The organism is Roseovarius sp. BRH_c41 (assembly GCF_000961715.1).
Taxonomy (GTDB): Bacteria; Pseudomonadota; Alphaproteobacteria; order Rhodobacterales; family Rhodobacteraceae; genus Roseovarius.
In genome coordinates this window covers 1-26,142 of sequence record NZ_LADY01000045.1, presented here as the reverse complement: position 1 = coordinate 26,142, position 26,142 = coordinate 1, and the positions used below count along the sequence as shown (strand labels likewise).

The 26,142-nt window shown below is 63.8% G+C and carries 21 protein-coding genes; 14 read left to right on the top strand and 7 right to left on the bottom strand.

What is annotated here, in order from left to right:
• Positions 1-1,593, top strand: a 1,593-nt coding sequence (gene scpA, locus VR71_RS13275) for a methylmalonyl-CoA mutase (protein ID WP_045684668.1), incomplete at its 5' end; no start/stop codon positions are given.
• A 190-nt stretch (positions 1,594-1,783) separates the two neighbouring features.
• On the opposite strand, the gene VR71_RS13270 is transcribed toward scpA, so the two are convergent.
• Positions 1,784-2,980 (bottom strand): NAD(P)/FAD-dependent oxidoreductase, encoded by a 1,197-nt coding sequence (locus VR71_RS13270; protein ID WP_045681977.1) that lies wholly within the window; start codon positions 2,978-2,980, stop codon positions 1,784-1,786.
• A gap of 126 nt (positions 2,981-3,106) precedes the next feature.
• On the opposite strand from VR71_RS13270, the gene ftsW reads away from it, so the two are divergent.
• From ftsW to recN, 12 genes are all read left to right on the top strand, one after another.
• Positions 3,107-4,270: a putative lipid II flippase FtsW gene (gene ftsW, locus VR71_RS13265; protein WP_045681976.1), complete on the top strand. Its 1,164-nt coding sequence runs from the start codon at positions 3,107-3,109 to the stop codon at positions 4,268-4,270.
• Positions 4,267-5,373, top strand: a complete 1,107-nt coding sequence (locus tag VR71_RS13260; protein WP_296429938.1) for a UDP-N-acetylglucosamine--N-acetylmuramyl-(pentapeptide) pyrophosphoryl-undecaprenol N-acetylglucosamine transferase — start codon at positions 4,267-4,269, stop codon at positions 5,371-5,373. Before ftsW ends, VR71_RS13260 begins: the two co-directional genes overlap by 4 nt.
• Positions 5,370-6,767, top strand: a complete 1,398-nt coding sequence (gene murC / locus VR71_RS13255; RefSeq protein WP_045681975.1) for a UDP-N-acetylmuramate--L-alanine ligase — start codon at positions 5,370-5,372, stop codon at positions 6,765-6,767. Before VR71_RS13260 ends, murC begins: the two co-directional genes overlap by 4 nt.
• 4 nt (positions 6,768-6,771) lie before the next feature.
• Complete coding sequence (locus tag VR71_RS13250; protein ID WP_045681974.1) at positions 6,772-7,959, top strand: APC family permease; 1,188 nt, start codon at positions 6,772-6,774, stop codon at positions 7,957-7,959.
• Positions 7,956-8,201 carry a DUF2484 family protein gene (locus VR71_RS13245; protein WP_009819508.1) on the top strand — a complete coding sequence of 82 codons (246 nt, stop codon included), beginning with the start codon at positions 7,956-7,958 and terminating at the stop codon, positions 8,199-8,201. The genes VR71_RS13250 and VR71_RS13245 overlap by 4 nt, the downstream gene beginning before the upstream one ends.
• Before the next feature lie 55 nt (positions 8,202-8,256).
• The gene (murB, locus tag VR71_RS13240; protein WP_296429971.1) at positions 8,257-9,198 is read left to right on the top strand and encodes a UDP-N-acetylmuramate dehydrogenase; all 942 of its coding nucleotides are present in this window, start codon (positions 8,257-8,259) and stop codon (positions 9,196-9,198) included.
• Positions 9,199-9,250: 52 nt separating this feature from the next.
• The gene (locus tag VR71_RS13235; RefSeq protein WP_198134903.1) at positions 9,251-10,174 is read left to right on the top strand and encodes a D-alanine--D-alanine ligase; all 924 of its coding nucleotides are present in this window, start codon (positions 9,251-9,253) and stop codon (positions 10,172-10,174) included.
• A 29-nt stretch (positions 10,175-10,203) separates the two neighbouring features.
• On the top strand, positions 10,204-11,031 hold the full coding sequence (locus VR71_RS13230) for a cell division protein FtsQ/DivIB (RefSeq protein ID WP_296429936.1): 828 nt from the start codon (positions 10,204-10,206) through the stop codon (positions 11,029-11,031).
• Between the two features lie 2 nt (positions 11,032-11,033).
• A complete protein-coding gene (gene ftsA / locus VR71_RS13225) occupies positions 11,034-12,368 on the top strand; it encodes a cell division protein FtsA (protein WP_009819504.1) in 1,335 nt (444 codons plus the stop codon).
• Between the two features lie 173 nt (positions 12,369-12,541).
• Positions 12,542-14,155, top strand: coding sequence for a cell division protein FtsZ (gene ftsZ / locus VR71_RS13220; RefSeq protein ID WP_045684667.1), 1,614 nt, complete (start codon positions 12,542-12,544; stop codon positions 14,153-14,155).
• Positions 14,156-14,382: 227 nt separating this feature from the next.
• Positions 14,383-15,231, top strand: coding sequence for an outer membrane protein assembly factor BamD (locus VR71_RS13215; protein ID WP_045684665.1), 849 nt, complete (start codon positions 14,383-14,385; stop codon positions 15,229-15,231).
• 39 nt (positions 15,232-15,270) lie between these two features.
• Entirely contained in the window at positions 15,271-16,920 is a 1,650-nt protein-coding gene (gene recN / locus VR71_RS13210) for a DNA repair protein RecN (RefSeq protein ID WP_045684663.1), read from the top strand.
• A gap of 73 nt (positions 16,921-16,993) precedes the next feature.
• On the opposite strand, the gene VR71_RS13205 is transcribed toward recN, so the two are convergent.
• A complete protein-coding gene (locus tag VR71_RS13205; RefSeq protein ID WP_045684661.1) occupies positions 16,994-18,370 on the bottom strand; it encodes an FAD-linked oxidase C-terminal domain-containing protein in 1,377 nt (458 codons plus the stop codon).
• Between the two features lie 88 nt (positions 18,371-18,458).
• On the opposite strand from VR71_RS13205, the gene VR71_RS13200 reads away from it, so the two are divergent.
• Positions 18,459-20,147: a chloride channel protein gene (locus VR71_RS13200; protein WP_045684670.1), complete on the top strand. Its 1,689-nt coding sequence runs from the start codon at positions 18,459-18,461 to the stop codon at positions 20,145-20,147.
• Positions 20,148-20,177: 30 nt separating this feature from the next.
• On the opposite strand, the gene VR71_RS13195 is transcribed toward VR71_RS13200, so the two are convergent.
• The 5 genes from VR71_RS13195 to VR71_RS13175 all read right to left on the bottom strand — a co-directional run.
• Complete coding sequence (locus VR71_RS13195) at positions 20,178-20,519, bottom strand: DUF427 domain-containing protein (protein WP_009819497.1); 342 nt, start codon at positions 20,517-20,519, stop codon at positions 20,178-20,180.
• A gap of 63 nt (positions 20,520-20,582) precedes the next feature.
• The gene (locus tag VR71_RS13190; RefSeq protein ID WP_045684659.1) at positions 20,583-22,385 is read right to left on the bottom strand and encodes an aminopeptidase P family protein; all 1,803 of its coding nucleotides are present in this window, start codon (positions 22,383-22,385) and stop codon (positions 20,583-20,585) included.
• 117 nt (positions 22,386-22,502) lie between these two features.
• Positions 22,503-24,380: a cobaltochelatase subunit CobT gene (cobT, locus tag VR71_RS13185; protein ID WP_045684656.1), complete on the bottom strand. Its 1,878-nt coding sequence runs from the start codon at positions 24,378-24,380 to the stop codon at positions 22,503-22,505.
• Between the two features lie 25 nt (positions 24,381-24,405).
• Positions 24,406-25,392, bottom strand: coding sequence for a cobaltochelatase subunit CobS (gene cobS, locus VR71_RS13180; protein ID WP_009819494.1), 987 nt, complete (start codon positions 25,390-25,392; stop codon positions 24,406-24,408).
• A 127-nt stretch (positions 25,393-25,519) separates the two neighbouring features.
• The coding region (locus VR71_RS13175; protein ID WP_045684654.1) for a Crp/Fnr family transcriptional regulator at positions 25,520-26,142 on the bottom strand (623 nt) is incomplete at its 5' end.

The following is a 26,142-nucleotide window of genomic DNA, read 5'->3' as shown; positions in this document are numbered from 1 at the left end:
CTGTCGGGCACCATTCAGAATGACATTCTGAAAGAATTCATGGTGCGCAACACCTATATCTATCCGCCCAAACCGTCGATGCGGATCGTGTCGGATATCATCGCCTATACCGCCGAGCATATGCCGAAGTTCAACTCGATCTCGATTTCCGGCTATCACATGCAGGAGGCGGGCGCGAACCTTGTGCAGGAGCTTGCCTATACGCTGGCGGATGGGCGCGAATATGTGCGTGCCGCGATTGAGGCGGGGATGGATGTCGACAGTTTCGCGCCGCGTCTGTCGTTCTTCTTTGCCATCGGGATGAATTTCTTTATGGAGGCGGCCAAGTTGCGGGCGGCGCGGCTCTTGTGGCACCGCATTATGACCGAGTTCGGCGCGACGCGCGAGACCTCCAAGATGCTGCGCACCCATTGTCAGACCAGTGGTGTGAGTTTGCAGGAGCAGGACCCCTATAACAATGTCATTCGCACCGCCTATGAGGCGATGAGCGCGGTTCTGGGCGGCACGCAATCGCTGCATACCAATGCGCTGGATGAGGCGATTGCCCTGCCCACGGATTTCTCGGCGCGGATCGCGCGCAACACGCAGTTGATCCTGCAGGAGGAAACCGGGGTGACCAAGGTGGTCGATCCGCTGGCGGGGTCGTATTACGTCGAGAAGCTGACGCATGATCTGGCGGAGAAGGCCTGGGCGCTGATCGAGGAAGTCGAGGACATGGGCGGCATGACCCGCGCGGTCGAGAGCGGCATGCCCAAATTGCGGATCGAGGAGACGGCGGCGACCCGGCAGGCGATGATCGACCGGGGTGACGAGGTGATCGTCGGCGTGAACAAGTATCGCAAGGACAAGGAAGACCCGATCGACATTCTCGACATCGACAATGACAAGGTACGGGAGTCTCAGATCGCGCGGTTGGAGCGTATTCGGGCGAGCCGGGACGAGGCCGCCTGTCAGGCCGCGCTCGACGAATTGACGCGCCGTGCGCGCGAGGGGGGCAATCTGCTTGACGCGGCGGTGGATGCCGCGCGGGCGCGCGCCACTGTGGGAGAGATCAGCATGGCACTGGAAAAGGAATTCGGGCGGCACCGCGCCGAGGTCAAGACGCTGGCCGGGGTGTATGGCGCGGCCTATGAGGGCGATGCGGGCTTTGCCGCCATTCAGAAATCGGTGGAGGATTTCGCCGAGGTAGAGGGGCGGCGGCCGCGCATGCTGGTCGTCAAGATGGGGCAGGACGGGCATGACCGGGGGGCCAAGGTGATTGCCACGGCCTTTGCCGATATCGGGTTTGACGTCGATGTCGGCCCCTTGTTCCAAACGCCCGAGGAGGCGGCGCAGGATGCCATAGACAATGACGTGCATGTCGTGGGGATCAGTTCTCAGGCGGCAGGGCACAAGACACTGGCCCCCAAACTGATCGAGGCGCTACGGGCGCGCGATGCGGGCGATATTATCGTGATCTGCGGCGGCGTCATTCCGCAGCAGGACTATGCCTTTTTGCAAAAAGCGGGGGTCAAGGCGATCTTTGGGCCGGGCACGAATATTCCCGAGGCGGCCAAGGACATTCTGCGGCTCATTCGCGAGGCGCGTGGATAGGGTGTAAGGGGGGCGGTGGGGGCGTTTGCTGACGCTGACCCCAAGCGATGAGCCGCGTGGTGCCCGACCGCCGCGCGGCGGCGCTACGCGCCTTTGTTCCGCGCATTGGGGATTGAGGCCAAGGTCAGCAAAAGGCCGCAAAACAGTCTTTGGTCTGTCGGCCTGACCGAGGCGGGCTGGGACCGAACGGCTAGGCGTCTGTCCCGGTTTGCGCAATCGCCGTGCCTGCGGCCCAGCCCGACGACCACGCCCATTGGAAGTTGTAGCCGCCAAGCCAGCCGGTTACATCCACGGCCTCGCCAATGGCATAGAGGCCGGGGAGATGCCGGGACTCGAGGGTCTTGGACGAGAGCCCGTCGGTGGCGATACCGCCAAGCGTGACTTCGGCGGTGCGGTAGCCTTCGGTGCCGGTGGGTTTGAGCGTCCAGCCGCGCAGCGCGTCGGTGATCGCAGCCAACCGTGCGTCGGAGTGATCGGCGAGATTGCCTGCGAGACCAAGGGCAGGGGCGAGATAGGCCACCAGTTTCGCGGGCAAGTGATGGCTGAGGTCGGTGGTAATGTTGCGACGACCTGCGGTCTGACGCTGTTGGCGGAGTGCGTCATAGAGCGTGGCGTTGGGGTCAAGATCAAGGGATATCGGCTGACCCTCACGCCAGACGGACGAGATTTGCAGGATCGCGGGGCCAGAGAGGCCGCGATGGGTGAACAGCGCCGCCTCGTCAAAGCTGATCCCGTCGCAACTGGCGCGCACCGGCAGAGCGGTGCCCGAGAGCGCGGCAAAGGGCGCGTCGGAAAAGGTGAGCGGCACAAGGGCGGGGCGAATGTCCGTCAACTGATGGCCGAATTGCTGTGCGATGTCATAGGCCATGCCGGTGGCGCCCATCTTGGGGATGGATTTGCCGCCCGTGGCGAGCACGAGGTTGCGGGCCGTGACCGTGACACGCCGCCCCTCGCGGTCGAGCGTGACGCAGAAGTGGCGGCCGTCATGCGTGACATCCGACACTTGCGTCGAGAGCCAGAGTTCGGCCCCGGCTTGGCGCAGTTCCTTGACCAGCATGGCAACGATTTGGGTCGCCTTGTCGTCACAAAAGAGCTGGCCCAGGGTTTTTTCGTGCCAGGCGATGCCGTGGCGCGCGATGAGATCGAGAAAATCCCATTGGGTATAGCGCGAGAGCGCCGACTTGCAGAAATGCGGGTTGGCCGAGATGAAATTCGCCGGTGTCGTGCCAAGGTTGGTGAAATTGCAGCGCCCGCCGCCCGAGATTCGGATCTTTTCGCCCGGTGCGCGTGCATGGTCGATCACCAGCGTGCCCGGCCCGGCATGGGCGGCACACATCATGCCGGCGGCCCCGGCCCCGAGAATAAGAGTGGTGCAGGCGTGGCGCATGGGCATGGCTCTGACGCGAAATGCTGCCGATTGGCAAGGGGATAGTTCTGGCATTAAGGTGAAAATAACGCTAGGATATGTGTCAGACCCCGAAAAGGGGCGCAAGATGCATGAGGCGGCAGTCAGATGACAGAAATGGTCTACGGGGCAATGCCCCTGCGGGACGCAGAGCCCGTCCTTCCGAAATGGTGGCGCACGATCGACAAATGGTCGCTGACCTGTGTTCTGATCCTGTTCAGTATCGGGATGTTGCTGGGCCTTGCGGCCTCGCCGCCCTTGGCAGAGAAAAACGGGCTTGGTGCGTTTTATTACGTGCAGAGGCAGGCGCTGTTTGGCGGGATGGCGCTGGCAGTGATGGTGCTGGTGTCGATGATGCGCCCAGAGATGGTGCGACGTCTGGCGGTGTTGGGGTTCCTTGCTGCGTTTCTTGCCCTGATGGCGCTGCCGTTTCTCGGCACCGATTTCGGCAAGGGCGCTGTGCGGTGGTACAGTCTGGGCTTTGCCTCGGTTCAGCCGTCAGAGTTTCTCAAGCCGGTGTTTGTGGTGGTCGCGGCCTGGATGATGGCCGCAAGCCAACAGGTGAATGGGCCGCCGGGGCTGAGTTGGTCGTTTCTGCTGACCATCGTGATCCTTGCCTTTCTGGCGATGCAGCCTGATTTTGGGCAGGCGGCGCTGGTGCTGTTTGGCTGGGGTGTGATGTATTTTGTGGCCGGTGCGCCGGTGACGCTGCTGTTGGGCATGGCGGGGGGCGTGGTGCTTGTCGGGACCTTTGCCTATTCCAATTCCGAGCATTTTGCGCGACGGATCGACGGGTTTCTAAGCCCGGAGGTGGACCCGACAACGCAGCTTGGCTTTGCCACCAATGCGATCCGCGAGGGCGGATTTTTTGGCGTCGGCGTGGGTGAGGGACAGGTGAAATGGAGCCTGCCGGATGCGCATACGGATTTCATCATCGCGGTGGCGGCTGAGGAATACGGGCTGGTTCTCGTGCTCTGCATCATTGCTCTTTATGCCAGTGTCGTCGTACGCTCGCTGATGCGGTTGATGCGGGAACGCGATCCGTTCATTCGGTTGGCGGGGACCGGGCTTGTGATCATGTTTGGGGCGCAAGCGATGATCAACATGGGTGTGGCGGTGCGCCTTCTGCCTGCGAAGGGCATGACGCTGCCGTTTGTGAGCTATGGTGGATCCTCTGTGGTAGCGGGGGGCATTGCCGTGGGCATGCTTCTTGCCTTTACCCGGACGCGGCCACAGGGCCAGATCGGGGATATTCTGCGGGGGCGGCGGTGAGCGCGCGGCAGCCCCTCTTGATCATCGCGGCGGGCGGCACGGGCGGGCATATGTTTCCGGCGCAGGCGCTGGCCGAGGTGATGCTGCGGCGGGGCTGGCGGGTGCGTCTGAGCACCGATGCGCGCGGGGCGCGCTATGTGGGCGGCTTTCCGCATTCCGTCGAGATCGAGCAGGTGGCTAGCGCCACCTTTGCGCGGGGCGGCCTTGTCAACAAAGTGATGGTGCCGTTTCAGGTCGCGGGCGGCGTGGTGGGAGCCGGACTGCGGATGATGCGCGACAAGCCGGATGTGGTGGTGGGCTTTGGTGGCTATCCGAGCATTCCGGCCTTGGTCGCGGCATGGGCGTTGCGGCGTCCGCGCATGGTCCATGAGCAGAACGGGGTTCTGGGCCGGGTCAATCGAATTTTTGCGAGGCGGGTCGATGTGGTGGCCTGCGGCACATGGCCGACAACGCTGCCGGAGGGTGCCGAAGGCGTGCCGGTGGGCAATCCGGTGCGTGCGGCCGTGCTGGAGCGGGCGGGGGCGGGGTATATCGCGCCCGGAGATTATCCGATGTCGGTGCTGGTGATCGGCGGCTCTCAAGGCGCGCGGATCCTCAGCGATGTGGTGCCCGCCGCGATTGCCGCGCTGCCGGAGGCGATCCTGCGCAATGTCCGGGTGAGCCATCAGGCGCGCGAAGAGGATATGAACCGCGTGGCGCGGTTCTACGCCGGGGCCGGGATTGATGCGGATGTTCAGCCGTTTTTCCGCGATGTGCCGCGGCGCATGACTGAGGCGCAATTGGTCATCAGCCGGGCGGGAGCGTCGAGTATCGCCGATATTTCCATCATCGGGCGACCTGCGATCCTGATCCCCTATGCCGCCGCGGCGGGGGACCATCAGGCCGCCAATGCGCGCGGGTTGGCGGCGGCTGGCGGGGCAATCGTGATCCCCGAGAGCCGGCTATCCGAGGCGGTGCTGACCGAACAGATTGCCGCTGTGCTGAGCGATCCGAGGGGCGCGTCGATGATGGCGCAGGCGGCGCTGAGCTGCGGGATGCCGGACGCGCCACAACATCTGGCCGATATGGTCGAAGACATTGCGAATAAAGGGCAGAGCCGATGAATGCAGCCACCAAGCTACCGACCGATATTGGACCGATTCATTTCGTGGGGATCGGCGGTATTGGCATGTCGGGGATTGCCGAGGTGCTGATCAACCATGGCTACCGGGTGCAGGGGTCTGATCTGAAATCCACCCCCATCACCGAGCGGTTGGCGGGTATCGGCGCCACGGTATTCGAGGGGCAGCGGGCGGAGAACCTGGACGGGGCAGAGGTGGTGGTCATTTCTTCGGCCATCAAGCCGGGCAATCCCGAGCTGGATGAGGCACGCAAGCGTGGCTTGCCGGTCGTGCGCCGGGCCGAGATGCTGGCAGAGCTGATGCGGCTCAAGTCCAACATCGCCGTGGCGGGCACCCATGGCAAGACGACCACAACGACGCTTGTCGCGGAGCTGTTGGTCAAGGGCGGGATTGATCCCACGGTGATCAACGGTGGTGTGATCCATGCCTATGGCAGCAATGCGCGTATGGGGCAGGGCGAGTGGATGGTGGTGGAGGCCGACGAGAGCGACGGCACCTTTAACCGTCTGCCCGCGACCATTGCCATCGTCACCAATATCGACCCCGAGCATATGGAGCATTGGGGCGATTTCGAGCGGTTGCGGCAGGGGTTTTACGACTTTGTCAGCAATATTCCGTTTTACGGTCTGGCTGTCTGTTGCACTGATCATCCCGAAGTGCAGGCGCTGGTGGGGCGGATCACTGACCGTCGGGTTCTGACCTATGGGTTCAACGCGCAGGCCGATGTGCGCGCGGTCAATCTGACCTACGAGAAGGGTGTCGCGCATTTTGATGTGGCTCTTCAGGCCGAAGGGCGGGTGATCGAAGGCTGCACCCTGCCGATGCCCGGCGATCACAATGTCAGCAATGCGCTGAGTGCCGTGGCGGTGGCCCGGCATCTGGGCATGAAGGCCGATGAAATCCGCGCGGCCTTGGCCAGTTTCGGCGGCGTCAACCGGCGCTTTACCCGCGTAGGCGAGGTGGACGGTGTCACCATTATCGACGATTACGGTCATCATCCGGTGGAGATTGCCGCCGTGCTGCGCGCCGCACGGCAGGCGACGACCGGTCGGGTGATCGCGGTGCATCAGCCGCATCGCTATACCCGCCTGTCGAGCCTGTTTGATGATTTCTGCGGCTGCTTCAACGAGGCGGATGTGGTGGCGATTGCCGAGGTTTATGCCGCTGGTGAAGATCCCATTCCGGGGGCGAGCCGGGATGATCTTGTGGCGGGGCTCATCCGGCACGGCCATCGACACGCCCGCGCTATCCGTGACGAGGACGATCTGGAGCGGCTGGTGCGCGAGCAGGCCGGACCGGGGGATATGGTTGTCTGTCTGGGCGCGGGCACGATCAGTGCCTGGGCCAACGGGCTACCTGCGCGTCTCAAGGGATAGAGACATGGCCGAGATCCTCAAACGCAGGATCGGGCTAGGATTGCTGACCGCTTACGGTGTTGGGGTCATGGTGGGGGCCGGGATTTACGTTCTGGTCGGGGCCGTGGCCGCCGAAGCCGGAATCTGGGCACCCTTGGCCTTTGTGCTGGCGGGGGTCATCGCCGCCCCCACAGCGCTGAGTTATGCTGAGTTTTCCACCCGGTTTCCGGAAGCCGCCGGCGAGGCGGCCTTTGTCGCAAAGGGGGTGCAAGCGCCATGGTTGGGCACGCTGGTCGGGCTGGCGATTGTGATGGCCGGGGCGGTATCGGCAGCGGCAGTGTTGCGTGGTGGCGTGGGGTATCTGGGCGCAGTGACGGGATGGCCTGCGGGGCCGAGCATGGTGGTGATCGGGGCGCTGTTGGCGGCGGTGGCCGTGGTCGGCGTGTTGGAGAGCCTTGCGCTTGCCGCGATCTTTACGGTGGTTGAGGTTCTGGGACTGGGTCTGGTGGTTTATGCAGGGTTCAGCGCCGTGCCTGTCGCGGATTTTCAGATGCCGCAAGAGATAGTCTGGTCGGGCGTGACGGCCGGGGCGGTGCTGGCTTTCTTCGCCTTCATCGGGTTTGAGGATATCGTCAACATGGCCGAAGAGGTGCGCGAACCGGAGCGCGTCCTGCCCCGTGCAATCCTGTTGTCCCTGATCATCACGAGCCTGCTTTACGCGTTGGTCACTTGGGCGGCGGTGCGGTCGGTGCCGCTCGAGCGGCTTGGCGCGAGTGAGCAGCCCTTGGCGCTGGTGTGGCAAATGGGGCAGGGCGGCAGTGCCGCGTTTTTGTCATTGATCGCGGTGGTGGCGGCATTGAATGGCGTTCTGGCGCAGATGGTGATGGCGAGCCGGGTTCTGTTTGGTCTGGGACGGCGCAGTGCATGGCTGTCCGTGTTTCACCACGCGCACCCCCGGTTTGGCACGCCAGTGCGCGCAACCGCACTGATCGGTGTGGCGGTCATCGGGGGCGCGCTGGCCTTGCCGGTGGCGGAGTTGGCGGGTGTGACCTCGACGTTGCTCTTGACGGTGTTCGTGATGGTCAATGGCGCGCTGATCCTGATGAAGCGGCGGGTGCCCGAAGCGGCGTTTCGGGTGCCGGTGGCGGTGCCGGTCTTTGGTGTGGTGGTGGCGTTGGCCGCCTTGGGCGCGAGCCTTGGAGGGTTGGGATGACACTGTCTCTGATATTGGCCTGCCTCTGGGCGGTGGCTGCAAATGTCTTGGCGATGCTGCCAAGCCGCGACAATTACTGGCGGCGGGCCTATGTTCTGATAGCGCTCGGCGTGCCGATCCTCGGGTTTGTCACATGGCAGAACGGACCTTGGATTGGTCTGTTGGTGATGGTCGCGGGCATGAGCGTTTTGCGTTGGCCGGTGATCTATCTCGGGCGTTGGATCAGGCAGCGCTTGGGGTAGCTCGGGCGCATGGGGCTTTACCTTGGGCGCGGCAGAAGGCAGAAGAACCGCCATGATGAGATTTCCTGATACGCGGGGCGCATTGACCCCGAATAGGCCTTTGGCCGATCTGACCTGGTTGCGCGTGGGCGGGCCAGCGGATTGGCTGTTTCAACCGGCTGATCTGGAGGATCTGGCAGCATTTCTGGCTGGGCTGGATGCGGCGGTGCCAGTTTTTCCCATGGGTGTGGGCAGCAATCTCATTGTGCGCGATGGGGGTCTTCATGCCGTGGTGATCCGGTTGGGACGCGGGTTCAACGGTATTCGCGTTGAGGGTCCGCGCGTCGTTGCCGGGGCGGCCGCGCTCGATGCGCATGTCGCACGGCGGGCGGCGGAGGCGGGAGTGGACCTCACATTTCTGCGCACTATTCCGGGCAGCATCGGTGGCGCGGTGCGGATGAACGCGGGCTGCTATGGGGCCTATGTGGCGGATCATCTGATCGAGGCGCGGGCCGTGACACGCGGCGGTGAGGTGGTGACGCTATCGCCCGATGCGCTGCAATTTGCCTATCGGCACAGCGCGCTGCCGGACGGCTGGGTGATCTTTGAGGCGACGTTTGAAGGCGTGCCGGGCGATCCGGCGACGCTGGAGGCCAAGATGGCCGAGCAGATCGCCAAGCGTGATGCCACACAGCCCACCAAAGAGCGCAGTGCCGGCAGCACATTCCGCAATCCGGCCGGGTTTTCCTCGACCGGGCGGGCCGATGATGTGCAGGATCTCAAGGCCTGGAAGGTGATCGACGAGGCGGGATTGCGCGGCGCGCGGCGGGGGGCGGCGCAGATGAGCGAGATGCATCCCAACTTTTTGATCAACACCGGCGGGGCCTCTGCTGCTGATCTTGAGGGCCTCGGCGACGAGGTGCGAAAAAAGGTTTTTCAAATGCGTGGAATAGAGTTAGAGTGGGAAATCATGAGGGTCGGTGAACCGGCTCCGGGCGCAAGCCCTCAGGCAGACTAACAAAAACAATACGACAACAGGGCCGGTAAACCGGTCCGGGACATTGAGGCACATGGTGGTTGGTTCGAGCAGAACAACCCCGAAAGTGGCGGTGATCATGGGCGGCCCCTCGGCGGAGAGGGACGTGTCGCTCTCTTCAGGGCGTGAATGCGCCGTCGCGTTGAGGGAAGCAGGGTTTGAGGTGGTCGAGGTGGATGCCGCGACAGACCTCTGCACGCGTTTACAAGACATAAAGCCGGACGTGGTATTCAATGCCCTGCATGGGCGTTGGGGTGAGGATGGGTGCGTGCAGGGGATGTTGGAATGGCTGGGCCTGCCCTATACTCATTCGGGCGTTCTGTCGTCCGCTCTCGCCATGGACAAGGAGCGCACCAAGGTGGCCTACCGCGCGGCCGGTCTGCCTGTGGTCGACAGCGTGTTGGCGCGGCGTGACGAGGTGCGGGCCGGGCATGTGATGCCGCCGCCCTATGTGGTCAAGCCCTACAATGAGGGATCGTCCGTAGGCGTCTATCTGGTCGAGGCCGGGGCCAACCGGCCGCCTGCGCTCTCGGATGATATGCCGGATGTGGTGATGGTCGAGAGCTATGCACCGGGGCGTGAACTCACGACCACGGTGATCGGCGACCGGGCTCTGACGGTGACGGATATCCTGACCGAAGGCTGGTATGACTACGATGCCAAATACAAGCCCGGTGGCTCGCGCCATGTGGTGCCTGCCGATGTGCCGCAGGAGATCTTCGACGCGTGCCTCGACTATGCGCTGCGGGCGCATGAGGTTCTGGGCTGTCGCGGGGTGAGCCGCACTGATTTTCGCTGGGATGAAGCGCGCGGTCTTGACGGGTTGATCCTGCTTGAGACCAACACGCAGCCGGGGATGACGCCGACCTCCTTGGTGCCGGAACAGGCGCAGGCGCTGGGCATTTCCTTTCCTGAATTGTGCCGCTGGATGGTGGAGGATGCGTCATGCAACCGGTAATTCCGCGGGCTGATCCGGCACCATCACGGATGTCATATCGCCTCCAGCGGTTGATGCTGACGCCGCTTTATCGACGGCTGATCCGGTTCGGTTTGCCGGTGCTCGTGATTGCTGGGCTGGTCGGAGGGTATCTGGGCAGCGAGGCGCGGCGCACGGCGCTGGTGGAGCAGATTGCGGACCTCCGCCACCAGATTGAGACGCGCCCCGAGTTCATGGTCAACCTTTTGTCGGTCGAAGGCGCGAGCACGAGCGTGCAAGAGGATATTCGCGAGATTTTCCCCTATGACCTTCCCGCGAGCTCGTTCGACCTCGTGCTCGACGACATTCGGGTGATGATCGAGGAATTGCCTGCCGTGGCGCGTGCTGAGGTGCGCATTCGGCAGGGTGGCGTTTTGGTGGCCGAGATCACCGAGCGCGTGCCGGTCGCGCTCTGGAAAACGCGGGATGCGCTGAACGTGATTGATATCGAAGGTCAGGTGATCGGGGTGGTCAATGCCCGCTCTGAGCGCGCCGATTTGCCGGTGGTGGCAGGCGAAGGCGCACCCGAGCAGGTGGCAGAAGCGCTGGACGTTCTGCACGCTGCGGCTCCGATGGGGCTGGAGCTGCGCGGTCTTGTGCGGATGGGCGAGCGGCGTTGGGATCTGGTTCTATCGGATGGCAAGCGCGTTCTCTTGCCCGAGAGCGGGGCGGTGCGCGCGTTAGAGCGGGTGATGGTGCTTCATGGGGCGCAGGACATGCTGGAGCGGGATCTGGCGGCGGTGGATATGCGGATCGCGGCGCGTCCGACGATCCGATTGAACGAAGCGGCCATGGAAGACTGGTGGACGATAACTCAGATGAGCTTGGGGACGAACTGACGATGATCGAGCTGTATGAATCCCAAAGGGCGATGCGCCATATGCGCAAGGCGGCGATGCAGAGGGGCGTGGTCGCGGTGCTGGATGTGGGCACCTCCAAGATCGCCTGTCTGGTGCTGCGGTTTGATGGCACCGAGCGGTTGCATGAGGCCGAGGGAATTGGCCGGATGGCCGGGCAAGCCGGGTTCCGGGTGATCGGGGCGGCGACGACACGCTCGCGCGGGGTGCGCTTTGGCGAGATCGACGCCATGGCCGAGACCGAGCGCGCCATTCGCACCGCCGTTCAGGCGGCGCAGAAGATGGCCAATATCCGGGTCGATCATGTCATTGCCTGTTTTTCGGGCGCAGGGCCGCGCAGCTATGGTCTGGCCGGGCAAGTCGAGTTGGAAGGCCATACCGTCAGCGAACAGGATATCAGCCGCGTGCTGAGCGCCTGCGACGTGCCGGATTTCGGCGAGGGCCGCGAGGTGCTGCATGCGCAGCCGGTCAATTTTGCGCTGGATCATCGCAGTGGCCTGATTGATCCGCGCGGGCAGATGGGGCAGGTCTTGTCCACCGACATGCATATGCTGACGGTGGACGGTGCCGCGATCCAGAACCTAGCCTATTGCGTCAAGCGGTGTGACCTGGAACTGGCAGGGGTTGCCAGCTCTGCCTATGTGTCGGGCATCGCGGCGCTGGTCGAGGACGAGCAGGAACTGGGTGCCGCCTGTATTGATCTGGGCGGCGGCACGTCGGGTGTGTCGATCTTTATCAAGAAACACATGATCTATGCCGATAGCGTCCGCATGGGCGGCGATCATGTCACCAATGACATTTCCATGGGGTTGCAGGTGCCGCAGGCCACCGCCGAGCGGATCAAGACCTTTTACGGCGGTGTCGTGGCCACCGGCATGGATGACCGCGAGATGATCGAGATCGGGGGCGACACCGGCGATTACGAGCATGATCGGCGGCGGGTGAGCCGGGCCGAACTGATCGGGATCATGCGCCCGAGGGTCGAGGAAATTCTCGAAGAGGTGCGCGCGCGGTTGGATGCCGCAGGGTTCGATCATCTGCCCAGCCAACAGATCGTGTTGACCGGAGGCGGCAGCCAGATCCCCGGTCTTGACGGGTTGGCAAGCAAGATCTTGGGGCAGCAGGTGCGTCTGGGGCGGCCTCTGCGGGTGCATGGGCTGCCGCAGGCGGCGACCGGGGCGGGGTTTGCCAGTGCGGTGGGTATGTGCCTCTTTGCGGCCAATCCGCAGGACGAATGGTGGGATTTCGAGATTCCCGTCGATCGCTATCCGGCGCGCTCGCTGAAGCGGGCGATGAAATGGTTTCGGGACAACTGGTGACCGCAAGATGTGGCGTCATCGGCGAAATCCCGCGAAAAAGACCACGAAAGGCGCCATATTTAGTGGCTGTTTCGTGTTTTTTAGGTGACGATTGGGCCAACCATCGGTAAGAATGGTGCCAATCAGGCGGAAAACAGCCCGCGAATGTGGGCATCAGGACAGGCGGACAAGCTATGACACTCAACCTCACTATGCCCGGACATGACGAGCTGAAGCCCCGTATCACCGTTTTCGGTGTGGGTGGGGCGGGTGGCAACGCCGTGAACAACATGATCGAGAAGCAACTCGATGGTGTGGATTTCGTGGTGGCCAACACGGATGCGCAGGCCCTGAGCCAGAGCAATGCGGAAAGCCGCATTCAGCTGGGCGTCAAGGTAACTGAGGGGCTGGGCGCAGGCGCGCGGGCCTCTGTCGGGGCCGCCGCCGCCGAAGAGAGCATCGAGCAGATCGTTGATCATCTGGCGGGTGCGCATATGTGCTTTATCACCGCCGGCATGGGCGGGGGCACCGGCACCGGGGCCGCACCGATCATCGCGCAGGCCGCGCGTGAGTTGGGCGTGCTGACGGTGGGTGTTGTCACCAAGCCGTTCCAGTTCGAGGGCGCCAAGCGGATGCGTCAGGCCGAAGAAGGCGTTGAGGCGCTGCAAAAGATGGTCGACACGCTGATCATCATCCCCAACCAGAACCTGTTCCGTCTGGCCAATGAAAAAACGACCTTTACCGAGGCGTTCAGCATGGCCGACGATGTTCTCTATCAGGGCGTCAAGGGTGTGACCGATCTGATGGTGCGCCCCGGCCTCATCAACCTTGACTTCGCCGATGTGCGCGCCGTGATGGACGAGATGGGCAAGGCGATGATGGGCACCGGGGAGGATAGCGGCGAGGATCGCGCCATCCAGGCCGCAGAAAAGGCGATTGCCAACCCGCTCCTGGATGAAATCAGCCTGCGCGGGGCCAAGGGTGTGTTGATCAACATCACCGGCGGTCATGACCTCACGCTGTTCGAATTGGACGAAGCCGCCAACCGCATCCGCGAGGAAGTGGACCCGGATGCGAATATCATCGTGGGGTCGACCCTTGATCCGTCGATGGAAGGCTCGATCCGTGTCAGCGTTGTGGCGACGGGTATCGACGTGAGCCAAGTGGCCGCCGATTTGCCCGTGCCGCGCCGCTCGATGGCGCAGCCGCTCAAGCAGCAAGTCAGTGCCGAAGTTCCGGCCCCGGCCCCGGTTGCACAGCCCGAGCCTGCACCGGTTGCCGCCCGAGTGGCCGAGCCTGAGCCCTCGCTCTTTGGTGCGATGGACGCGCAGCGCGCCGCTGCCGAGGAGCAGATGGAGGATATCTTTGACGACGAGATCGCCGCTGACGATCTGCCGCCGCCGGCCTATCAGCCGCGCGTCGAGGAATTCGCGCGCAGCACCTATGCCGAAGAGGATGATCTCGATGCCTATGTCGCGCCGCGCGCCCCGGCCCCCGGCACGCCCACTCCTGAGGCATTGCAGCGGTTGCAGGCCGCTGTCGGTCGCACCCCGGTGCAGCCACAACAGCGCCGCCCCGAGCCCGAGGCCCGTGCGCCAGAAGAGCGTCCGCGCTTTGGCATAAACTCGCTGATCAACCGGATGACCGGGCATGCCGCCCCCGAGGCGGAGCGTCCGCAGGCGGCCGCACGCCCGACACGTCAGCAGCCGACCATGGGCAACGCGCAGCCGCAGCACGCTCCGGCGCGGGCCCATGACGAGGATGAGCAGATCGAGATTCCGGCATTTTTGCGCCGTCAGGCGAACTGATCCGGCGCTTTGCCGGGTGTTTGGAAAAGCCGCCCGTCAAGGCGGCTTTTTCTATTTGAGGGGTGAGCGGCGGGGGTCGTGGAGCGTGACGGTGGAATTCCGCAACGCGCCTCAGATCACCCGAGCGAAATGTGCCAAAGACGTTTTGCACCGCAAATTAATGTGCTAGGACCAAGGCGATGCGGGCGAACTGCCCCGCGTTTTCGTAACTGAGAGTGAGATCGCGCATGAGAATCGGCACGTCCCGGGCCAGGCTGTTCGGAGCCTTTGCTGTGGCAATGGCCATCGCGGGCTGTGGCAATAAGGAAAGCGTCGAGCGCGGCACGGTCAATTACGAGAATTACACGGCCCAGCAGATTTTCGAGCGGGGCGAATATGATCTGGCGCAGCGCGATCCTGAATTGGCGGCGACGAGTTTTGCCGAGGTTGAGCGGCTCTATCCCTATTCCGATCTGGCCAAGCGTGCGGTGATCATGCAGGCATTTGCCCATCATCAGGCCAAGGAATATGAAGAAAGCCGCGCCGCCGCTCAACGCTTCATCGACTTTTACCCGACCGACGAGGATGCGGCCTATGCGCAATACCTTTTGGCGCTGAGCTATTACGATCAGATTGACGAGGTCGGGCGCGATCAAGGGCTGACCTTTCAGGCGCTGCAATCTCTGCGTGAGGTGATCGAGCGCTATCCTGACAGCGAATACGCCAATTCCGCGATCCTGAAGTTCGATCTGGCATTCGACCATCTGGCCTCAAAAGAGATGGAAATCGGTCGCTATTACCTCAAGCGCGATAATTTTGCCGCTGCTGCCAACCGGTTCCGGGTGGTGGTCGAGGATTTCCAAACCACGACCCATACCGCCGAAGCGTTGCACCGGCTGGTAGAATCCTATCTGTCGCTGGGGTTGGTCAACGAGGCGCGCACAGCGGGCGCAATTCTTGGACATAACTTCCAAGGGACAGATTGGTATGAGGACAGCTACAAGCTCTTGACCGGGCGGGGCTATACATTGGAGGCGGCGGGAGATGGCTGGTTGCAGCAGATCTATCGCCAGACCGTCCAGGGCCGCTGGCTATAAGGGGGGACGGGGGAACACCCTGCCCGACGGGTTGGCCTGATGCTGCGCACGCTTGAAATCCGGGACATGCTGATCATCGACCGGCTGGACCTGAGGTTTCAGCCGGGTCTCAATGTGCTGACCGGCGAAACCGGAGCGGGAAAGTCGATTCTGCTCGACAGTCTGGGGTTCGTTCTGGGCTGGCGGGGCCGGGCCGAATTGGTGCGCAACGGGGCGGATCAGGGCGAGGTGATCGCCGAATTTGATCTCACCGCGGGGCATCCGGCGCGCGCGATCCTGCGCGAGGCTGGATTGCCGGATGAAGAGGCGCTGATCCTGCGCCGGGTCAACAGTGCCGATGGGCGCAAGACCGCTTGGGTCAATGACCGGCGGGTGTCCGGCGAGGTGTTGCGGCAGTTGTCGGATGTGCTGGTTGAATTGCATGGGCAGCAGGATGACCGGGGTTTGCTTGATCCCAAGGGGCATCGGGATTTGCTGGACGCTTACGGCGATCTGGCTGCGCTGCGCGAGGCCGTGCGCGTCGCATGGCGAGATATGGCGGCGCGGCGCAAGGCGCGCGATGCGGCAGAGGCAGCGCAGGCGGCGCTGCGCGCTGAGGAGGAGTTTTTGCGCCATGCTGTGACGGAACTCGATGCCCTTGGCCCGCAGCCCGGTGAAGAGGCAGAGCTGGATGCACGTCGTCGGATGATGCAGGGGGCAGAGCGCATCCGGGCAGATATCGCCAAGGCCGCTGAAGCGATCGGACTCAACGGCGCAGAGGGTGCGGCAGGCGATGCGCTGCGGTGGCTTGAGTCGGTGGCGGACAAGGCCGAGGGGCAGTTGGACGAGCCGGTGGCGGCGATTGGTCGGGCGCTGGTGGAATTGGACGAGGCCGGACGTGGCGTGCAGCGCTGTTTGGAGGCGCTCAATTTCAATCCATTGGAGTTGGAAGAGACCGAGGAGCGGCTCTTTGCGATCCGGGCGTTGGTGCGCAAACATGGGATTATCCCCGATGATTTGGCCGCATTTGCGGAGGATCTGCGCGGGCAATTGGCGGCTCTGGATCGGGGCGACGCGGATATGCGCATGCTGGCGGCGGCCTTGGCGGACGCGGAGCGCCGCTATGCCCACGCGGCGGAGGTGTTGACCGAGGCGCGCGTGACGGCGGCCTTGGCGCTCGACCGGGCGGTGATGGCGGAGCTGGCGCCGCTCAAGATGGAGCGCGCGGTGTTCACCACCGATATTCGGCACGCGGAGCCGGGTGCCACCGGGCAGGATGAGGTGACCTTTCGCGTGGCCACCAACCCCGGCGCGCCCTCGGGAGCGTTGGGCAAGATCGCCTCGGGGGGGGAGTTGAGCCGGTTTCTGCTGGCGCTCAAGGTGTGTCTGACGGGCACGGACAGTGGCGTTACGATGATCTTTGACGAGATCGACCGGGGCGTGGGCGGGGCCACGGCGGATGCCGTGGGCCGCAGGCTGGCGCAATTGGCGGCAGGTGGTCAGGTTCTGGTGGTCACACATTCGCCGCAGGTGGCCGCGCGCGGCGCGCATCACTGGCGGGTGGAAAAGCGGGTCGAGGCGGAAGAAACGCTCTCGACCGTGCGGGCGATGACGGGCGCTGACCGTGTGGATGAGATCGCGCGCATGCTCTCGGGCGAGCGGATCACGCCCGAGGCGCGAGCCGCCGCTGAGGCGTTGATGGAGGGGTAGGCGTGGGGGCGCTTCCCCCGCTGCCGGTGCCTGGCGTCCCCCGAGGTATTTTGGTCAGATGAAGGGGGGCGGGTCAGTTTCGCGGCGGGACAAGTTTGCCGGGGTTGAGGATGTTCAAGGGATCGAGCGCCTGTTTGATGGCCCCCATCATCGCCCATCCTCCGCCATGTTCGCGTTGCATGTAGCCCAGTTTGCCAATCCCGATGCCATGTTCGCCGGTGGCTGTTCCGCCAAGGGCCAAGGCGCGCTCGACCATGCGGTCCGAGGCGGATTTCGCACGGGCAAGCTCTTGTTGATCCGTGATATCCACCAGCAGGACGGCGTGAAAATTGCCATCGCCGACATGGCCCAGAATTGGCCCCTGGACGCCCGCCTGTGCGAGATCGGCGCGGGTCTCCTCGATCGCTTGGGCCAGATGTGAGATTGGGACGCAGATGTCGGTGACAATGGCGCGCGCGCCGGGGCGCGCGGCGAGGATAGCGTAATAGGCCGTGTGACGCATGGTCCAGAGGGCGGTGCGCGCCTCTGTCTGCGTGGCCCAGTCAAAGTCCGAGCCATGGTGATCGGCCGCGAGCGCGCCAAAGGTTTCGGCCTGTTCGGCAACACTGGCGGCGGTGCCGTGAAACTCTAGCAAGAGATGCGGTTTCTCGGGCAAGGCCATGTTGGAATAGGCGTTGACGGCGCGGACACTGTCGCTGTCCATCAGTTCGATCCGGGCCATCGGGATGCCGCATTGAATGGTGTCGATCACGGTTGCAACGGCATCGGCCACGGTGTCGAAGGCGCAGACCGCCGAGGATATCGCTTCGGGCTGGCCGGAAAGGCGCAAGGTGAGTTCGGTGATCAGCCCAAGCGTCCCTTCCGCCCCCACAAAGAGCCCGGTGAGATCGTAGCCTGATGAGGATTTGCGCGCACCGGTGCCCGTGCGGATCACCTCTCCTGAGGCGGTGACCACCTGGAGTGCCAGAACATTGTCACGCATGGTGCCGTAGCGCACGGCAGTGGTGCCGCTGGCGCGGGTCGAGGCCATGCCCCCCAAAGAGGCATTGGCGCCGGGATCGACCGGGAAGAACAAGCCGGTGGTGCGCAGCACGTCGTTGAGCGCCTCGCGGGTCACACCCGGTTGCACCCGCGCGGTCATATCGGCCTGCGCCACCTCAAGCACCTGATTCATCCGGGCGAAATCCACCACGATCCCGCCCTTGAAGGCCTGCGCCTGTCCTTCGAGCGAGGTGCCAGTGCCCCAAGCCACGACCGGAACGCGGTGGCGCGCACAGATGGTCACGACCTGCGTCACCTGTTCCGTTGTTTCGGGATAAACCACGGCATCGGGTGGGCAGAGGGGAAAATACGACTCGCTCTGGCCATGCAGGTCGAGATCGGACTTGGACAGGGTGACCTGTTGGCCTAGACAGGAAAGGAGGTCGGCAATTGCGCTTGGCATGTCCATCGGGAAACTTTCTTTCGTGAGTTTGAACACAGAGTATTCCAAGCCGAGGACAAGCGAAAGCGCGGGGCTGTCGCGCGAAGGGGAGGCGATGCAGGCGGACGAACCGTCCTTTCTGGGCCAGTTGAGGAAGGGCGTGAGCGAAGGCCTGCGCGAGGGCTGGCGCGTCCTGCGCAAGCGCGGCCCAAGCCAGTTTCAGTTCTGGCTGATCGCCCTGATCATCGGGATTGCCGCAGGCTTTGCCGCGCTGTTCTTTCGCAAGGGGATCACCGCGCTACAAGAACTGGTTTATGGCACCGATGACGTGGCGCAACTGCACAGCTTTGCCGGACAATTGCCGTGGTACTGGGTCCTGATGCTGCCTGTGGCGGGGGGGCTTGTGGTCGGGCTGATCCTGCATCGGTTCACGCCGGATGGGCGTGTGCGCTCGGTTGCGGATGTGATCGAGGGTGCGGCGCTCTATGAGGGACGGGTCGAGCGGCGCGAGGGGCTGGCCTCGGCTGCGGCCTCGTTGATCACGTTGGGAACCGGGGGATCATCAGGGCGCGAGGGGCCGGTGGTGCATCTGGCGGGGGTGATTTCATCCTGGGTGAGCGAGCGCATCCATGCCGATGGCGTCACGGGCCGCGATCTTTTGGGCTGTGCGGTGGCGGCAGCCGTCTCCGCCTCGTTCAACGCGCCCATTGCGGGGGCGCTCTTTGCGCTTGAGGTGGTGCTGCGGCATTTCGCTGTGCATGCCTTTGCCCCGATTGCCATTGCCTCTGTCGCGGGGACGGTGATCAACCGATTGGAATTTGGGGGTGTGACCGAGTTTACCCTGCCTGAAGCCGGAGCCTTGGAATTCTATGCGGAGTTGCCGGCCTTTCTCATTCTTGGCTTGATCTGTGGCGTGGTGGCGGCGGCGCTGATGCGGGCGATCTTCTTGGCCGAGGATGTGGCGATGCATGTGCAGACGCGGCTGGGGCTGCCGCGCTGGTTGCGGCCGGTGGGGGCGGGGCTCTTGTTGGGGCTGCTGGCCATCTGGTTTCCGCATATCATCGGGGTTGGCTATGAAACCACCTCGGCGGCGCTCACCGGCAAGCTCTTGTGGCATGAGGCGGCGGTCTTTGCGGTGCTCAAGGTGCTGGCGGTGGCGATCACCATTGGCGGGCGCATGGGCGGCGGCGTGTTTTCACCCTCGCTTATGTTGGGCGCGCTGACCGGGCTGGCGTTTGGGTATGTGGCCACAGCGACTTTTCCCGAGGTATCGGGGGCACATACGCTCTATGCCTTGGCGGGAATGGGGGCCGTGGCAGCAGCAGTGTTGGGCGCGCCGATTTCCACGACGTTGATCGTGTTTGAACTGACTGGCGACTGGCAGACCGGGCTGGCGGTCATGGTGGCGGTCTCGACCTCGACCGCCCTTGGATCAAAGCTGGTGCGGCGGTCGTTCTTTCTGACGCAGCTCATGCGGCGCGGCATCAGGCTGGTGGCGGGGCCACAGGACTATCTCTTGGGTATGTTCCGGGTGTCCAAAGTGATGCGCGGCCCGGATCATGAGCAGGCTGCGGATGTGGATCAATGCTGGTCGTTGATCGAGCAGGGCGTTTATCTTGATGTGACCGCGACGCTGGAGCAGGCGATGCCGGTGTTTGAGCGGGCCGCTGTGCCCTTTGTGCCGGTGGTTACGCTTGTTGGGGGGGATCAGCCGCCCGAATTGTCGGGCGCGCTGTTTCATGTGGATGCGCTCAAGGCTTATAACCGAGCCTTGGCGGCGGTGTCAGAGGAAGAGCATAGCTGAGGCTTGTTTCGCGCCGCTTGGCCCGCAGGCTCAGACCCGTTCCACAGTGACGGTATCGCTGGCATAAAAGGCGATGTGATCCTTGATCTCGGCCACCTCTGGTTTTGGGGATTCATAGCTCCATGCGGCGTTTTGCAACGTCTGGCTCTTGGTGATGATCGAGTAGTAGCGCGCGTCACCCTTGTAGGGGCAATGGCTGAACTGTTCACTCTCGTCGAGAAAGGCCATGGCGATGTCCTCGCGCGGGAAATAGATCACGAAAGGATAATCGCCTTCGGTGAGTTCCAGTGCATTGCGGCTCTCGCCCAGAACGGCACCGCCCGCGCGGACCGTCCATGTGCCCTGTGCCTTGCGAATCGTTATTCGTGCCATCGTCCATCCCCCTTGTTACGTCGTCTTGATCTTGGTCTGACGCAGAAATCTAACAGGAATATGTCAGCTTGTCTGCGTTACTTTATCCAACCATAGCCGCGCCGGGGCCGAAAGCAGAGGGCCAATCTTGTCGCGGCAGGCGGTGTGATAGGTATTGAGCCAGTCGCGTTCCGGTTTTGTCAGCAGATCGGCGTCGATGAGGCGCGTATCCAGCGGGGTATAGGTCAGTGTTTCGAACCCAAACTGCGTGACCCGGTCGCCGCCGGGCAGGGGATCGAGCGCCGTCACGACGATGAGATTCTCGATTCGGATGCCGAAGGCGCCCTCTCGGTAATAGCCCGGCTCGTTCGACAAAATCATGCCCGGCTCAAGCGGCACCTCGGAGAGGCGCGAGAGGCGTTGCGGGCCTTCGTGCACGCAAAGATACACGCCGACGCCGTGGCCGGTGCCATGGGCGTAGTCCTGATCGGCCAGCCAGAGGGGGTAGCGTGCGATAGCGTCGAGATCGCGTCCTGCAAGACCGCGCGGAAACCGCAGCCGCGAGATGGCGATCATGCCTTGCAGCACGCGGGTGAAGGCGGCGCGCTCGTCCGCGCCGGGGATGCCCACGGGCAGGGTCCGGGTGATGTCGGTGGTGCCGTCGAGATACTGCCCGCCGCTGTCGAGCACGAGGAGGTCGCCGTCTACAAGCGTCCGGTTGCTTGCCTCGCTCACGCGGTAATGCGGCAGCGCGCCATTGGGGCCGGACCCGGCGATTGTGTCAAAGCTGATGTCCAAAAGCTGGCCGGTGGCCGCGCGACACGCCTCGAGCCGCCGCGCCACGTCGATTTCGGTGAGCGTGCCGGGGGGCTGCGCGTCGAACCACGCCAGAAATTCGCACATGGCGGCCCCATCGCGCAGATGGGCGATGCGGGTGGCGGTGATTTCGGCTTGCGTCTTGCGCGCCTTGGGCAGGATGCAGGGATCGGCGCCCCATTGATGGGCGACGCCGGCGGCATCCAGCACCTGCACCACACGCAGCGGCACGTTGGCGCGGTCGAGGCGCACCGGGCCGGGGAGGACGGCAAGGGCTGTCTCGAAGGCGTCGGGCGGCGCGAGCGTCACCGCGTCGCCCAGATGCGTGCGGGCGGTGGCATCAAGTTTGGCGGGGTCGGTGAAGAAGGTGGCGTGCCCGGTGTCATGTATGATGGCAAAGCCCTGCGCCACCGGATTGCGCGGAATGTCACAGCCCCGGATGTTGAAGAGCCAAGCAATGGAATCTGTGAGGGTGATAACCGCCGATCTTTGGCCTGCTTTGCGCAGGGTTTCCGCCAAGGCGGCGCGTTTCTCGGCATGGCTGGCCCCTGCGAGGCTGTCGGGCCAAGGGGTGATGGCACCCTGCGGAGGGGCGGGGCGATCAGGCCAGACAGCGTCGATCAGGTTGGTGTGAGAGGTGAGATGGATTGCGCTGCCTGTGAGGGCTTCGGTCAGCGCCTCGATCTGTTCCGGCGTATAGAGCCAAGGATCAAAGCCCACGGTTCCGCCCTCTGGCAGATGCTGCTTGAGCCAAGGTCCAAGGCGGGTTTCGGGCCAATCCACGGCTGTGAAATGGCCGGTATCGACCTGCGCACGCACCTGCACCCGGTAGCGACCGTCAGTGAAGACCCCCGCCGCATCTGCCAACGCCGCGCAGAACCCGGCAGAGCCGGTAAAGCCGGTGAGCCACGCGAGCCGGTCATCGCAGGCGGCGACATATTCGCCCTGATGGGCATCGGCGCGCGGCACCAGCCACCCCTCCAGCCCGGCATCGGCCATGGCACGGCGCAGCGCCTCGAGGCGGGGCGGACCTTGATCGGGGCGGGCGGTTTCGGTGAAGGACTGAAACATGGGGCCTCCTGCGGCGCTGTGCGAGTCGTGGTGTCGAGGGATGGGGGCGCTGCCCCCGTCCCGGACCCTGTCCGGGACTCCCCCGAAGTATTTTGGGCCAGATGAAGCCAGGCCGGATCAGCTGGCGCGGCGTATTCCCATGAACCGTGCGCGGGCGCGGGGGTCGCTATCAAAGAGCGCGGCCAGTTGTTCGGTCATGGCGCCTGCCAGTTGGTCGGCGTCGGTGATGGTCACGGCGCGCTGGTAATAGCGGGTGACGTCATGGCCGATGCCGATGGCCAGCAGTTCGACCTGTTTGCGGCGCTCGACCATGGCGATCACATCGCGCAGGTGTTTTTCCAAGTAGTTGGCGGGGTTGACGGAGAGGGTGCTGTCGTCGACCGGCGCGCCGTCGGAGATCACCATCAGAATCTTGCGCGCCTCCTTGCGGGCCACCATGCGGCGGTGCGCCCATTCCAGCGCTTCGCCGTCGATGTTTTCCTTGAGCAGCCCCTCTTTCATCATCAGCCCGAGATTGTCGCGGGTGCGGCGCATGGGAGCGTCGGCGGATTTGTAGACGATGTGGCGCAGGTCATTGAGGCGGCCGGGCAATTGCGGGCGGCCTTCGGCGAGCCATTTTTCGCGGCTCTGCCCGCCTTTCCACGCGCGGGTGGTGAAGCCGAGGATTTCGACCTTGACCGAGCAGCGTTCCAGAGTGCGGGCCAGAACATCGGCGCAGATGGCGGCGATGGAAATGGGGCGGCCCCGCATCGAGCCGGAATTGTCGAGAAGCAGCGTCACCATCGTGTCGCGGAATTCTGTATCCTTTTCCACCTTGAAGCTGAGCGGTGTGGTGGGGTTGGCCACCACACGCGCCAACCGGCCTGCATCCAAGATGCCCTCTTCGCGGTCGAATTCCCAAGACCGGCTCTGCTGCGCCTGAAGGCGGCGTTGCAGTTTGTTGGCAAGGCGGCTCACTGCGCCCTTGAGTGGCTCAAGCTGTTGATCGAGATAGGCGCGCAGGCGTTCCAGCTCAATCGGGTCGGCCAGATCCTCGGCGCGGATCTCCTCGTCGAAATCGGCATTGTAAATCGCGTAATTCGGGTCGGCATCGGATACAGGATGTGGGGCGGGCGGCTCCAGCGGGGCCTCGCCTTCGGGCAGCTCGGTCTCGTCCTGCATGTCCTCGTCGGCCATGTCCTCCATGCTGACCTGGGCCTGAGCTGCGTCCTGCTGTTCATCTTGTGACCGTTCGGGATCGGCTTCGGCCTCCGTCTCGTCGCTGTCGTCCTGACCAGAGCTGTCGGGCTCGTCCTGCTCTTCGCCGGAGTCTTCGGCCTCGTCCTGCTGGTCGTCATCCATGCTGTCGGGATCATCGCCCAACTGATCGCCGTAGCCCAGGTCCTCGATGATCCGGCGGGCGAATTTGGCGAAAGCTGTTTGATCGGCGAGCGTGTCCTGAAGTGCGTCGAGGGTGCCGCCGGCCTGTTCCTCGATGAACCCGCGCCACAGGTCCATGACGTTCTGCGCGCCAGCAGGCATATCGCGGCCCGTGGCGAGGTGGCGGATGAGGTATCCGGCAGCGGCGGGCAGCGGGGCATCGGCGGTGGAGGTGATCCGCTCAAAGCCCAGACGATTGGCGTCCTGCGCGATCTTGGCGTCGATATTGGTGGCGGTGCCGGGCATGTCACGCGCGCCCACCGCCTCGCACCGCGCGGTTTCCATCGCCTCGTAGAGGTCGCGGGCCATGTCACCGGGGGGGGCATAGCGGGCATGGGTGCCCGCGTCGTGGAATTTATGCCGCAGGGCCAGCGCATCGGCGGTGCCGCGCGCCAAGAGCACCTCTTCGCGGCTCATCCGGCGGGAGACCTGCGGCAGACGCATGGCCTCGCCCGAGATGCCGCTGGGGTCCACCGAATAGCTGACGGTCAGTTCCTTGTCGTCCGCCATCACCTTGGTGGCGTTGGCGAGCGCCTTCTTGAACGGATCGGCGGGGTTGTCGGTGGGTTTGTTCATCGGGGTATCCCTGACGCCCAGCGGGCTATCGCACTTTCACATTCGCAGCACTCTCGGGCAGTTCCTCGTCAAAGCAGCGCTGATAGAATTCGGCGACGGTCTGACGCTCCAATTCATCGCATTTGTTGAGGAAGGTTAGCCGGAAGGCATAGCCCACATTGCGGAAAATCGTGGCGTTCTGCGCCCATGCGATCACGGTGCGGGGGCTCATAACGGTGGAGAGTTCGCCATTCATGAAGGCGGTGCGCGAGAGATCGGCAACCGTCACCATGCGGCTGATGGTCTTGCGCCCGTCTGCGGTGTTGTAGAGCGGGTTCTTGGCCAGCACGATGGCGGTTTCAGCGTCATGGCTGAGGTAGTTGAGCGTGGCCACAAGCGACCAGCGGTCCATCTGACCCTGGTTGATCTGCTGGGTTCCATGATAGAGCCCGGTGGTGTCGCCCAGACCCACGGTATTGGCCGTAGCGAAGAGGCGGAAATAGGGGTTGGGCGCGATCACCTCATTCTGGTCCAGAAGCGTCAGCTTGCCATCCGCCTCGAGCACGCGCTGGATCACGAACATCACATCGGCGCGGCCTGCGTCATATTCGTCGAACACGATGGCGGTCGGGTTGCGCAGCGCCCACGGCAGAATGCCCTCGTGGAATTCGGTGACCTGCACGCCGTCGCGCAGTTTGATCGCGTCCTTGCCGATCAGGTCGATCCGGCTGATGTGGCTGTCGAGGTTGACGCGCACGCAGGGCCAGTTGAGGCGGGCGGCGACCTGCTCGATATGGGTTGATTTGCCGGTGCCGTGATAGCCTTGGATCATCACGCGGCGGTTGTGGGAAAACCCGGCGAGGATCGCGAGCGTGGTGTCGGGATCGAATTTATAGGTCGAGTCGAATTCCGGCACGCGCTCGGTACGCTCGGCAAAACCTTTGACGATCATGTCCGTGTCGATGCCAAAGATCTCGCGGACAGAGATTTCTTCGGTCGGTTTTGCGTTGATGTCCATCGTTCCGTCAGCCATTGCGCCGGTCCTTCAATCGGGTCGTTTCTCAGGTATCGTCGTGCAACATATCGCAGCAGAGGGCAAGGGGAAGGGGCAAGATTGCGCTGGTCTTATGTGGGGGGCCGGATTGGCCTCATGGGTGCGCTTACTCGGTGCTTTCGGCAATCTCGGACAGGGTTTCGGCGTCGAGAATGCGGACTATGCCGCGCTCAATCGCCACGATACCGCGCCGGGCAAGGGCATCGAGGCGGCGCGAGACCACTTCGCGGGCGGAGCCGATCATCACGGCAATTTCGGCATGGGTGGCATGGAGCGTGTCGCCTGTCGCCCGGTCGAGCAGGCATTGCGCGAGGCGGGTCTCAACGCGCTGAAAGGCCACGCGGTCGAGCAGGTGCATCATGGATTGCAGGCGCTGCGCGAATGCGGCGAAGACGAAATGCCGAAATGCGTCTGAGAGGCCCATGAGGCGCAGAAACGTGTCGCGCGGCACGAGCACGAGTTCGCAAGCCGTGCGGGTGATTGCCTCGCCGGAGTAGGCGTCGCCGCCCATCAGGCCGAGGGTGGATTGCACGCAGCTTTGGCCCGGCTCGACCGCGTAGAGCAAAAGCTCACGCCCCGAAGCGCCGGTGAGATAAACATCGACCCGGCCCGAGATCATGATGACGAAGCCCTTGACGGTGTCGCCGGGGTGAAAAAGCACGGTGCCCGCAGGCGCGGCCATCGGCGTCAGGCGGTCGAGCAGGGCGCGCGCCTCGGGGTCGAGCGGCG